At 52.3% G+C, this 12848-nt stretch carries 9 protein-coding genes; all 9 read right to left on the bottom strand.

All coding sequences use genetic code 11. The features are described 5' to 3' along the window. Window positions 1–1512, bottom strand: coding sequence for a xylose ABC transporter ATP-binding protein (locus AWM70_RS04240; RefSeq protein WP_068694489.1), 1512 nt, complete (start codon window positions 1510–1512; stop codon window positions 1–3). Window positions 1513–1640: 128 nt separating this feature from the next. Further along, window positions 1641–2735: a D-xylose ABC transporter substrate-binding protein gene (gene xylF, locus AWM70_RS04235; RefSeq protein ID WP_237167825.1), complete on the bottom strand. Its 1095-nt coding sequence runs from the start codon at window positions 2733–2735 to the stop codon at window positions 1641–1643. Window positions 2736–2936: 201 nt separating this feature from the next. Then, window positions 2937–4520, bottom strand: coding sequence for a helix-turn-helix domain-containing protein (locus tag AWM70_RS04230; protein ID WP_068694487.1), 1584 nt, complete (start codon window positions 4518–4520; stop codon window positions 2937–2939). Between the two features lie 28 nt (window positions 4521–4548). Beyond that, a complete protein-coding gene (locus AWM70_RS04225; RefSeq protein WP_068694486.1) occupies window positions 4549–5988 on the bottom strand; it encodes a sensor histidine kinase in 1440 nt (479 codons plus the stop codon). Further along, entirely contained in the window at window positions 5985–6923 is a 939-nt protein-coding gene (locus tag AWM70_RS04220; protein WP_237167824.1) for a sugar-binding protein, read from the bottom strand. The genes AWM70_RS04225 and AWM70_RS04220 overlap by 4 nt, the downstream gene beginning before the upstream one ends. 193 nt (window positions 6924–7116) lie before the next feature. Further along, on the bottom strand, window positions 7117–7824 hold the full coding sequence (locus AWM70_RS04215; protein ID WP_169823398.1) for a hypothetical protein: 708 nt from the start codon (window positions 7822–7824) through the stop codon (window positions 7117–7119). A 288-nt stretch (window positions 7825–8112) separates the two neighbouring features. After that, complete coding sequence (locus AWM70_RS04210) at window positions 8113–9879, bottom strand: glycoside hydrolase family 2 (RefSeq protein ID WP_068694483.1); 1767 nt, start codon at window positions 9877–9879, stop codon at window positions 8113–8115. 21 nt (window positions 9880–9900) lie between these two features. Continuing rightward, window positions 9901–11913: an alpha-L-arabinofuranosidase C-terminal domain-containing protein gene (locus tag AWM70_RS04205; protein ID WP_068694482.1), complete on the bottom strand. Its 2013-nt coding sequence runs from the start codon at window positions 11911–11913 to the stop codon at window positions 9901–9903. 23 nt (window positions 11914–11936) lie between these two features. Continuing rightward, on the bottom strand, window positions 11937–12836 hold the full coding sequence (locus AWM70_RS04200) for a carbohydrate ABC transporter permease (protein ID WP_068694481.1): 900 nt from the start codon (window positions 12834–12836) through the stop codon (window positions 11937–11939). Between the last annotated feature and the right edge of the window lie 12 nt (window positions 12837–12848).

The raw sequence follows: 12848 nt of genomic DNA, 5'->3' as shown, positions 1-12848 counted from the left end.
TTATTTCCCTCCCGTTGCGGCTTGCATAATATTTTCTTGCGTCGCTTCCCGCCAATCGAATTCGCGGACGAATTCCCCTTCGCTCATCACCAGAATCCGGTCGCTCATGCCAAGCACCTCGGGCAGCTCCGAAGAAATCATAATAATGGCAACGCCCTGCGCCACCAGCCGGTTCATTAAATGATAGATTTCATATTTCGCCCCGACGTCGATGCCGCGGGTCGGTTCGTCCATGATCAGGATTTTAGGATCGGACATCAGCCATTTGCCGATGACTACCTTTTGCTGGTTCCCCCCTGAAAGCGTACCGACCAGCGTCTCCAGCGATGCGGTTTTCGTCTTCAAATCCTGCACGTACTGAAGGCCCCATTTAATTTCCTCATTGACATTGATGACGCCCATTTTGGACACCTTGCGCATAGTCGCCAGCGTAGTGTTGGTTTTGACGTCCATCCCCATCACGAGCCCCTGGCGTTTGCGGTCCTCGCTGACCAGCGCAATCCCCGACTTGATGGCGTCCGCCACCGAACGGATTTTGGCCGGTTTGCCGTTAATCCGCACTTCGCCGCTGGAACGTCCCGGATAAGCCCCAAACAGGCTGCTTACAAGCTCGGTCCGTCCTGCCCCCATAAGTCCGGCAATCCCGAGGATTTCGCCCTTGCGAAGCTCGAAGTTCACATCCTTGATGACTTTTTGGCTGCGCTTTTCCGGATGCCAGACGTTATAATTCCGCACTTCCAGCACCGTTTCCGCCGGGGCGTGCTCTACCCTTGGATAACGCTCCGTTAATTCGCGGCCAACCATGAGAGATACGACCTGGTCGTCGTTCGTTTCCTGGCGGTCCAGGGTTTTCACCGTGTGCCCGTCCCGGAGAACTGTAATGGAATCCGCGAGCGCAAAAACCTCCGGCATTTTATGCGAGATGTACACACAGGACACCTCCTCACGACGGAGCTGGTTCAGAATATCCATCAAAATAGCGACTTCGCTCTCCGTGAGAGCGGCCGTCGGTTCGTCCAGAATCAGGATTTTTGTATGTTTGGACAGCGCTTTGGCGATTTCCACCAGCTGCTGCTGCCCGATTCCCAGGCTGCCAATCTTCGTATCCGGGGAAAGGTTCAGCCCGACTCTTTTCAGCCAGATCGAAGCGTTGTGATAGAGTTCATCCCATTGGATGACCCCATGTTTCGTAGGCTCGGAGCCCAGAAAAATATTTTCGCCGACCGTCATTTCCTTGACGAGCGCCAGCTCCTGGTGGATGATGGCGATTCCGGCTTTTTCGGCGTCGGTAATATTGTGAAACTGCTTTTTCTCCCCGCCGATGACGATGTCGCCGCTGTAGGTCCCCGACGGATAAAGCCCGCTCAGCACCTTCATCAGCGTGGATTTACCGGCTCCGTTTTCGCCGCACAGGGCGTGAATTTCGCCTTTTTTCACTTTGAAGTTCACGCGGTCAAGAGCCTTCACGCCGGGAAATTCTTTGGTGATGTTAACCATTTCTAACACATGCATAGGTTTAGCTCCCCTTCCGGCCCGGTAATTCGGCAGGGCGCGTACCCGCCGCCATCCTCCTCTGAAACCGCCTGGGTTCATGAAGAGATTCGCATAGGACCCGCGCCCGCACCGTTGTTATGCTGGGTTTATTCTTTTGGCCATTGGTCCTTCGGAACGTTCTTATAAACCTCTTCCAGCTTGTGGAAGCCGTCTTTGATGACCACATCCAGGTTGTCTTTGTTTACCGCAATCGGGTCCAGCAGCACAGAAGGGACGTCGATTTTTCCGTTGTTTACGGTTTTGTCCGCTTTTACCTCTTCACCTTTTGCTGCGGATACAGCCATTTCGGCGGCCGTTGTTGCAATCAGGTTGATCGGTTTGTAAACGGTCATCAGCTGTTTGCCTTCGGCGATCCGCTGTACGCCCGCCAGGTCGGCGTCTTGTCCGGATACCGGAATTTTGCCGGCCATGCCTTGTGCGGTCAACGCTTGGACCACGCCGCCAGCAGTGCCGTCGTTTGCAGCAACCACGCCTTGAATGTCGTTTTTATTGGCGGTAAGCGCATTTTCCATGTTTTTCAGAGCTTCTTCCGGTTTCCAGTCCTTAGAGAACTGGTCGTATACGATTTTGATGTCGCCTTTATCTACAAGCGGTTTGAGCACGTTCATCGCACCTTCTTTGAACATGTGCGCGTTGTTATCCGTATCGGCCCCGCCGATATAGACAATATTGCCTTTTGGTGCAGCTTCGGTAACAGCCTGGGCTTGAAGCTCGCCAACCCGGACGTTGTCAAAGGAGATGTAGTAGTCCACGTCCGCATTGTTGATCAAACGGTCATAGGCAATGACCTTGATGCCTTCCTTGTGCGCTTTCTCCACGATCGGCGCGGTAGCTTCCGCATTGTGGGCCACGACAACCAGCACGTCTACACCTTGCGAGATCAGCTGTTCCGCCTGGCTCATTTGCACCGCGTCATCGCCGTTAGCGGCCAGCACCTTGACTTCTCCGCCCAGTTCCTGGACTTTTGCCGAAAAAAGGTCGCGGTCTTTCTGCCAGCGTTCCTCTTTCAAAGTGTCCAGCGACAAGCCGATGACGATTTTATCGTCTTTGGCATTCCCGCCGTTCCCGCTGCTCGCGGAGTTTTTACTGTTGCCGTCTGACACAACGCCGCATGCCGCCAGGGTAGTTGCGAGCAAAATGGACGCCAAGCTTAACCGTAAAGTAGACCCGAAATTTCTCACTGTTCCTTCGCCCCTTTTCCAAATCATAGGATTGATTGCGCTTTCACATTGATGATCTTAGCACCGCCGGCAGGATAAAGGGGCCGTAAATGCCCGCATTTCTTTGCTCTCCACCTGCACTTGTTTGATCCTAAATGAAATGAAAATACCATTACTGGATTTTGCTGGATTTTTTAGTGCTCCAGCACAAAAAAGTCCTTGTTAAGTTAACAAGGACTTGGCGCATGCCTGCTGGCGGTATTCGCTTGGGGTAATCCCCGTTGTCTTTTTGAACACGCGGCTGAAATAGTTTGGATCGTTGTACCCGACCTCGTAGCAAATTTCCTTCAGACTGAGATTCTGCTCAGCAATCAGCCTCTTCGCTTCGTCAATGCGCAGCCGTGTCACATAATCGATAAAGGTTTCGCCGGTCTGCAGCTTAAACAGCTTGCTGAAATAATAAGGACTCAAGTTCACATATTCCGCGCTGCTTTCCATCGAAATATCTTCTTTGTATTTCTCGCCGATATAAAGCAGCGCCCGCTGCAGCACGCTGGAGCGGCTTTGCTCCTTCTCTTGCTTCATGCCGTCGATCCATCCGTTCAGCCAGACCAGCGCACCGCTGTGAAGCGCTTCGGCATCCTCCGCTGCCCCGAGGGAGGAGATCAGCTCGGCGCTATCTCCGTAGCGCACCCCCCGGCTCAGGAACAGCAGCAGGCCCACCACTTCCCCGCGCAGACGCTGAAACGAGCGGGGTTCACTTTGCTCAAGCCGCTCGAACAGCAGACTGAAACGCTCCGTCGTTTCCTGCTTGTCATGCCGCAGCAAAGCATCCAGCAGCTTTTTCTCATCATCCAGCGAAATGATTTTCTGGCCCGAGCTGTGCGTAATATCGTCGTAATGCCGAACGCTGACGATGTCGCTGTCATCCGCGCAGACGCGCACAGCCTCCCGGTAGGAACGGGTCATGCCGTCCCAACCTTCGCGGATCGATCCGATGCCCACGGAAAGCGGAACCTGAAACCGCTCTTCGATGAACCCGCGGATCTTCTCTCCCCATTCCAAGGAGATGACGCGCTGTGAATACCCCGGTTTGCCGGAAGGAAACGGAATGAAAAGCGCCATCTGATAGCCGACCACCGGGCTGACCAGGCAGGACAAATTCGGTTTGGCCAGCTGCTTGACGGCTTCGTAAATCTCTTTCTTGACGAGCTGGAACGTCTCCAGCTCCTTCCTGGAGCGGCGGGAGAAGGAAAGCGCCATGGCGTACCCTTTTTCCCACTGCAAATTCAGCAATCCGGCCAGCTGCTCCAGCTCCACTTCCTGGACACATTCCAGCATCAGCATCAGCGACAGCTCATTTTCGGCCAGAGGCATCAGCTGGGACAGCTTTTCCCGCAGGGCCAGCTGATCGTTTCGCGCCCGTTTCTCTTCTTCCGACTCTGCAATCAGCATCGTCAGCGTATTCTGGACTTCCGCCAGACTTGCGGGCTTCAGCAGGTAACCGCGCACACCCAGCGCCAGACCTTCCTTCGCATATGAAAAATAGTCATGTGCTGTAATAATGACGATTTTAGTGGACGGATATCTGGACATAATTTCTCGGACAGCCTCAAGGCCCTGAATGCCCGGCATTTTGATATCCATAAAAATAAAGTCCGGCCGCTCCTCTTCGGCGATCTGGATCGCCCGCCGGCCGTTCTCGGCATGCAGGAACGTAAACGTGTCCGGCATCATGTGCCGGATCATAAGCTCAAGGCCTTCCCTTTCCAGCGCTTCATCGTCGGCGATCAGCAGGCTGTACATGCTTATTCCCCCTTCTCTTTTTTGCGGCCTACGGAGCTATGGTCACAAACGGCAGCTTGAACATAACCGCTGTCCCTTCGCCCTCCGCACTGTCAATTTCAATTTGTTCCTTCCCGTCGAAAAATAAATGCAGTCTCTTAAACACATTATGTGTTCCGAGCCCGGTTGATTTGCTTTTGCCGCCGCCAATGCGGGGCGCATCTTCCCGGATGGATTTCAGCAGCATGTCCGCCGTTTCCCGGCTCATGCCAACGCCGTTGTCCCTGATTTCGATGCGTACCGCATCCCCGCTGCAGTTGATGCTGAGCTTCAGCACCGCACCTTCCTCCATTTGTTCGATGCCATGCACAAAGGCGTTTTCAAGAATCGGCTGCAGCGTTAAGCAGGGAATTAAGCCGACGAGCGCCGGTTCGTCGATGTCCATGACAAATTCGATCCGGTCTCGGAACCTCGCTTTCTGGATCTTCATATATTCAGTGACATGCTCCACCTCTTCACGCAGCGGCACCGCCTGATTTAGCTTCTGCAGATTGTATCTGAGAAGCCGGGAGACGGATACGGTCAGATCGCTCGTTTTTGAAGCCCCTTCTATGTAGGCAAGCCTGGAAATCGAATTTAGCGTATTAAACAAAAAATGGGGATTAATTTGACTTTGCAACGCTTTCAATTCGAGCTCTTTGACAAGCCGGTCCTTCTCCAGGCTTTGAATATTTTCCGCCATCAGCCTTTGAATATTGTCGATCATTCCGTTAAAAGCCCGGCACAGGATGCTGATTTCATCGTTTTTATCGCTTTCCGGCGCTTTCGTATCCATACGTCCCTTGGCAATTTGTTTGGCCGTCGAGACGAGGCGGCGAATCGGTCCGATAATGCTGCTCGACAGCCACATGGCCAGCATGATGCTGAGCGCTGCTACGTTAATCACCATAAGAATCCCGTATCGGTTCAATTTCTCGGTCGTCACCATCATCTCCTGGTAAATCGGTTTGTACTGCTCAAGTTCGATATCCACCAGCTCTTGGGCTTCCTCCCGGATGAAACGCTCCGACTTCTCCGCTTCAATGTATTCCCCGGCGATCGTGTTGTAGTCCTGATATTCAATCTGGTCGATCATCCCTTCCACCTGCTCCAGAAAGGTATCAATGATGTTGCGGTAATTTACGAGCGGCAGATCGCTGCTGCCGATCGTCTCCAGACTGTCCAGCTCCTTGCGGAGCCGCTTTACGGCATCCAGATGCTGCACAACGCCCGGCAGGCTGTCCGTATCCATCTGCATGATATAGCGGTTCAAGGACTGCATGTTAAGCCCGACCTCATTGGATACTTCCTTATACAGCAAAATCCGGTTCATCATCAGGTGATAGCTTTCCTGCACATTTTTACCACTTTCAAAGAGAAAAAAAGAAACCGAGCTCATGAGAAGCACCATCAACGGAATAAAAATAAACAGCTTTTTACGGATCGTCACAGGCTTTCTCCTTCCTGCGCATTGCTTTTGTCCAGCACTTTGACATCGGTAAAATAATCGGATTGCAGCTGTTTACCCTCAAAATGCTCGTGCAGCAGCTGCACTGCCATTTGGCCCATCAGAAAAGGCTGCTGCGCCACACTCGCTTCAATCTGGCCGCGGCTGATCGCATCCAGCGTCTCTTTCTGGTTATCAAAGCCGATAATTTTGACCGAATCCCGCTTGAGGCTTTGCGTCGCCTGCAGCACTCCCATGGCATCCGTTGCGCTCGTTCCGACCATAATGGTAATGTCAGGATGCCGCATCAGCATATTGGCCGCCTGCTGAATCGCCTGCATATGTGAAATATTTGAGCTCCGCACCTCAACGACCTCAAGCCCCTTGTAGTCGGCGACTACTTTCTTCAACCCGTTCAGCCGCTGCAGCTGGCTTTCGGCCTGATCGCTGCCGATGATGACGCCGACTTTACCTGCGCCGCCGCTCGTTTCCACGATCAGCCGGCCAAGGCGTTCTCCTGCTGCTTCATTGTCCGTGCCCACGTAAGCCAGCCGTTTGCTGCCTGGGGCATCCGTGTCGATGGTGATCACCGGTATGCCTCGTCTGACGGCTTTATCAATTACCGGCGTAAAATTCTCCTCATTTAAGCCTTGTACAATGATCGCATCGACCCGGGCGGCGATCGCCTTTTCCAGCAGGCTGAGCTGCTCTTCCATGTTGTTGCGGATCGCTCCGGCAAATTCGATATCCATGCCGAGCTGACTGGCGGCTTGATCCGCCCCTTTCTCTACTCTGACCCAATACGGATTATAGCGCTCCTGTTCGATCAGGACGATATGATAACGGTGTTCCCCGGTCCCGGGACGCCCCTCCAATTTTTTGACGATACTGCCCATTTTGCTGGAATGATGAGCAAAGCTGATAAACAAATAAGTCAATAAAACCAATAAAACCGCTGCACCGGCCAGCCATTTTTTTGTCCATGCTCCTTCACCTCATTCCTTATCCTACTCCAGGTTTGAAAACGGTTGCAATAAGAGGATTGGATCTTTCGAACTCCTATAAAAAAAAATAGGCAACCTTCTTCAAAATGAAAGAAAGCTGCCTAAACCTTAGGCGGGCCTATTCCTATTATTCTTCCTCTTCTTCTATCGGAATGTCGGCAAACACCTGAACATTCCCCAGATCGGTACGTACTATGGCACGAAGCGTATTAACCGGGACAAGCGGGGCGGCAAGCCGGAAGCTGATCGTATCCACTTCTCCAGGCTGATTGCGGACAACCAACGAGCGGGAAATAAATTGGAATCCAGCAGGAAGATCGACATGCAGCTGTTTCACAATGGGAATGTTGGCCACGTTTTGCACCGTTATTGTCATCGTTATTTCTCCTCCCGGGAAAACGTCAGGCGGGTTCATCCCAATGTCTACAAGCGGAGGTGGAGGTGTGCAGAAAGCAGGCACGAACACCAAAGCTGGAGGATAAGGCAGCATCCTATTCACACGGGCCTCCGTCCAGTCTGCCGAGGCTTCGATATTGGCCGGGATATGAGGAATATTTTCACCGCTGTGTGAAATTACGCCCGGATTCGGTGTAAGGTCAAAAGCGATAGCCGCCCGGAAGAAACGCCCTTCTTGAAGGACAGCTTCCTCCGGAGCCCACAGGTCTCCGGCGTGTAAAACGATAATATAACGATCTTCCTCTTCGGTCGCGCTGACAAGTCCGCTGTTCAAATCGGCAGGCTCAAAGAGAACCGGACTTTCCGGCGTTTGCACAAAAGCAACCTGGAGGGAATTCGTATCCAATGTAAAGGTGCCGTCATTCTGCAGAGGTGACACAGCGCTGGAACGACGGGGAACTGTATCCGTGATGACAACATTGCAAAAAAAAAACCAAGCTCCGTTATGTATATGCCAAAACTAATCTCAATTATTACGGCCTTTCATTCGTTATCGACCTTTCCGCCATCCCAACGCAATACGTGAATATAGGGTCCTTCTCAGACGTCCTGCGGCTGCCGTTTCTTCAAGGCTCGAAGCGCATCTGCGCAGACTGGCTACACTGGGAACAAATAAAAGGACCAACCCGTCTTTCGCCGGTTAGTCCCTTTCTCCGCTCAGTTAAAATCAAGCTAGATTAATTCCCCTGATTTTGTCCATCGGGAATTTCGGTTTCCGTTCCTCCGTCAACAGCCCGTTGATTTCTTGCTGCACATCGGTTAGTTGCGTATAACAAAAGCCGCAAATGTAGTCAACGCTTTTGATCGCCTGAATCAAACCTTCGAAACGGTTCAAGAACTCTTCGTCCGTCCTTACCTGATGTCCATAACCCCAACCTTTATCCGATTCGAAAGCGATCCCGCCGAACTCGGTAATCATGATCGGCTGGCCCTTGTACTCGTAACCGTCTGCTAATGCATATTTCCATTGGTTGCAGGGAATTTCCTTACTCACAATGGCGTCCTTGTTGCCCGCGTACCGTTTTAGGAAACCTTCTCCCGTCTCGACATAGTCGTGCAGCGTAATAATATCGGAAATCGTATGCTCCCAGCCGTCATTCGTAATGACCGGCCGGTACGGGTCAATGGACTTTGTCAGATGGTAGATGCTTTCCGTAAATTTCTGCTGTCTCTGATCGTGCAGAATGTAGGGAATTCCCCAGGACTCATTAAATGGCACCCAGGTGATAATGCTAGGATGGTTATACTGCTGGCGGACAATTTCCAGCCATTCCTGCGTGAAGTTCTCTACCGCATCATCATGAAATTCGAATGTTGCCGCCATTTCCGACCATACCAAAAGCCCTTTAACGTCGCACCAATACAGGAAGCGGGCATCTTCGATTTTCATATGCTTGCGCACGCCGTTGTAGCCCATTTCCAGCATGTAATCAATATCGGCAATAAGCGCATCCTCACTCGGCGGAGTCAGGTGACTTTCCGGCCAGTAACCTTGATCCAACATCAGCCTCTGATAGATCGGCACATTGTTGAGCAGCACTTTGCCTTTCTCGATCGAGACCTTTCTCATGCCAAAATAAGAGAATACGCGGTCTATGACGACCTCATCCAGATACAGCACGAATTCCACATCATATAAATTCGGTTGCGCGGGCGACCAGAATGCTTTCTTCCATGGGCCGTTCGCTTCATGCACCAAATCGACTTCCACGCTGAAGCGGGGCCGATCGGCTACAAGGCTTACCGTCTTAACATGGTGATCCTTCAGGGTCACGATGGCTTCGAGCCTCAAGCTCCCTGCCGCGGTCTCAAGACCCCGCACCCGGAAATCAAACGACACCCGGTCACGATCGAGATCGGGCGTGATTTTTACCGAATCCAGCCTTTGCTCCTCCACGTATTCCAGCCAGACCGTCTGCCAAATGCCTGTGCTTTGAACATAGAAACATTCGAAATTGTCTTTCGTCCAACGCTGTTTGCCCCGTGGTTGGGTGCAGTCGTCACTGTCCTCTGCCTTTAGCGTTATAACATTATCCGCACCGAAGGTCAGGTATGGTGTTATATCAAGGGAAAATGCAGCATAAGCCCCCTGATGTCTGCCCGCCAGCTCCCCGTTCACCCATACCTTAGCGATATAATCCACCGCCTGAAAGTGCAAGATGACCCGTTTTCCTGCCGCTTCCTTCGGGATCGGCACGCTCCTGCTGTACCACACCCGCTCGTGGAATTCCTCCAGGCCAATGCCGCTTGCCTCAGTTTCGTACGTAAACGGAACCTTAATCTTATGTGTTCCCGTCAGCTGCTCATGCCACTTTTCAATTTCCCCGACATTCTGATCGTCGAAGCGGAAGTCCCATTCGCCGTTCAGGTTCATCCATTCATTTCGGACAAACTGAGGCCTTGGATAATCTTTGATATAACCTTTGGTTGTCATGTGATATGCGATGCCTCCTGTTTACCGGTTCGTTCTCATTTCCAATACATAGATGGATGACGGACGAAGGACATATCCGGCCTTCCAAGTCTCAACGGGTACATCGCTCATTTGGCTGGCGATGCGATTCGGCTCAAAGACGGTATTCAAGTCCTGATCGGAATCTCCTGTAATGACATGAAGGTGGGTTCCTTCGGAAACTTCAAGCCCGCGCAAATCAAGGGTGGTCGTCACTGCCTGCAAGCTCCGGTTGACGATAAAAACCGTGATCAAGCTGCCTTCATCATTCGTGCAGGCTACGACATCCAGATCCGGAAGCTCATCCAGCTTGATCGGAGCCGGTTTGTTCGATTGAACGGAGAAGGTGCCGCATTCGGTACGCACAGGCAGCAATCGCGTAATTTCCCGCCCGGCATAAAGCTTCATCACTTCATAAGTCGGGGTTCCATAAACGGTCAGCGGATGTCCGCTCCAGCCTGGCAGCTTGCCGCAATATTGGTCGGCATAATAATCGCCAACCCGGATGCATCCTCCAAGCCAGCCGTTGACCAAATCGGAGAAGCTGCCGATGTGCACCAGATCGCTTGCACGCAGCATTTCGTTCAGATTGGCCGCGTTGGCAACCGCCGCGCCCAGCGTATGCTCTTCCGGCACTCCTTTTCTAACGTTATTGGGATAGTACATCGTGTTGTATTCGGTAATTGCCAGCTTCACATGGCTGTGTTTCGGACTTGACAGGATTTGTTCTCTCGTCTGCTCGATATTATGTCTCGTCCATTCCGGGAAGCTGGCGATCGCCTTGTAACGCTCTTCTGCTGGCGTGCTGCGGTCCATCGCAAAGCGATTGTATCCATGATACAAGTGCAGGGTCAGATAATCGATCCGCTCTCCCGCGATGTCAAGCACCGCTTTGTTCCAGTCCTGATTCGTATGCCCGCAGGCCAGAATCACAATCTCAGGGTCGGCCGCCTTCATGGCTTCAATGAAGGTTACGGTTCGCCGGGCGAAATCGGCGGCCGCACACGTGCCTACCTGCCAAGCGCCCCACACCTCGTTGCCGATCTCCCAATACTTCACATTGTAGGGGTCAGGGTGTCCATTGGCGGCGCGGACCGCACCCATTGGGGTATCGGTGCCGCCATTGCAATATTCAACCCACTGCGCTGCTTCCTCCGGCGTTCCTGAGCCGTCATTCACGCAGATCAGCGGTTCAACCTGCAGCTCCCGGCAGAACCGGATGAATTCATCCGTTCCGAAATATTTGCTCGTCCAGCCTCCCCACGCCTCGTTATACATGACCGGGCGTTCAAGCACCGGTCCGATGCCATGTTCAAAGTGGTAGGCACTGATATAGTTGCCGGCCAGTCTCATCATCCCGGCGTTCAAATCCTTTGCCATTTCAACAACTTCCCGCTTCACGAAGCCGATATGGTCCTCCGGCAGCAAGGAGATATGATCGATCCAGAGCATGCCGGTAGAGACGCTGTCTTGCCATCTAGGATGTTCGGCAGGCACATAAATACGGAATTCCGCATCGGCGCAATCCCTGCTGATGTCCAATACTGCTTCATATTCCCGCCAATTGTGGCTGTCCAGCTCAATCCGTTCCAGGCCTAAACGTTCCTGACGAAGCCGGTCCACAGCCTCGACAATGACATAGCGAATCTCAACCGAAGCCCTGGCCACCAGCTTGACCGAATAACGGATCGGTCCATTGAGCGCCAGATGCTGAGCGATCCCCGCGTAAGCTTCATCATCGCTCAGAATCCGGATGCGCTGAGCACGTCCCGAGTGTTTTGGAGCCGGGGCTTCCAGGGCATAGCTCGTATTGCGACCATTCGTATAGGGATACCATCGCCCCGACACCTCGGCTTTCCCTTCCGCTTCGCTCTCAAAATCCATGTCTTTTAACGGGAAAGCCAGCATCGCTTCCATATGGTCGCGGATGTCTTCAACGAAATGTCCAAACAAATAGGGGTTGATTGGATGCCCGTTCGACTGGCTGCCGTCGACGGCAATCGTTGCTTTATTCATCAATGGTTTACCTCCGTTCGCATTTATCCTTTAATAGAGCCGATCATGACGCCTTTGACAAAATGCCGCTGCACAAACGGGTACATGATCAGTACCGGCAGACTGGAAACAATAATCACTGCATATTTAATGCTTTCGGAGAGCAGAATTTTCTCCTCCATCCCGACGTTGCCGCCATCGACGCCCGCAGACTGGCTGATCATCAAAATTTCCCGCAGGATCAGTTGGAGCGGGTAAAGCCGCTCGCTCCGAATATAAATCAGCGCATTAAAGAATGCATTCCAGTGGCCAACCGCATAGAACAAAACCATTACCGCCAATATCGGCTTGGACAACGGCAGGATGATGCTGATCAGCAACCTCCAATTGGAGCAGCCGTCGATATGCGCCGCTTCCTGCAGTTCCCAAGGGATGCTGGACTGGAAATACGTTCTCATGACGATCAGATTGTAAGTGGAGATCGCCCCCGGAATGATCAGCGCCCACATCGTATCGACCATGCCGAGACTTTTGACGAGCAGGTAACTCGGAATAAGCCCGCCGCTGAAGAACATTGTCAAGGTAATGATCAGCATCAGCCCTTTACGTCCCGGCAAATCCGGCCGTGATAGCGGGTATGCCGCCAGAAGGGTCATCATAATATTGATCAGCGTGCCGACGACAGTGTAGAGAATGGAGTTCCGGTAGCCGATCCAAATCTGCTCATTGTGCAAAATATTGTTATAAGCTTCAAGGTTGGCGCCCTTTGGAAGCAGCCAAACCTCTCCGCTCAGCACCCTTGCAGGGTCGCTGAACGATGCGCTAACCACAAATAATAAAGGATAAAGTACGAGCATAATGATCATCGCAGCGATCAAATATACGATAACATCGAACCAACGTTCGTCCGATGGACCTTTCGCAGCAACTGCTTCTTTAGCCATAATTCGTTCCCT

The organism is Paenibacillus yonginensis, assembly GCF_001685395.1.
Classification (GTDB): Bacteria; Bacillota; Bacilli; order Paenibacillales; family Paenibacillaceae; genus Fontibacillus; species Fontibacillus yonginensis.
The sequence above is the reverse complement of the archived record's forward strand: the minus strand, read 5'-3'. Positions and strand labels throughout refer to the sequence as shown.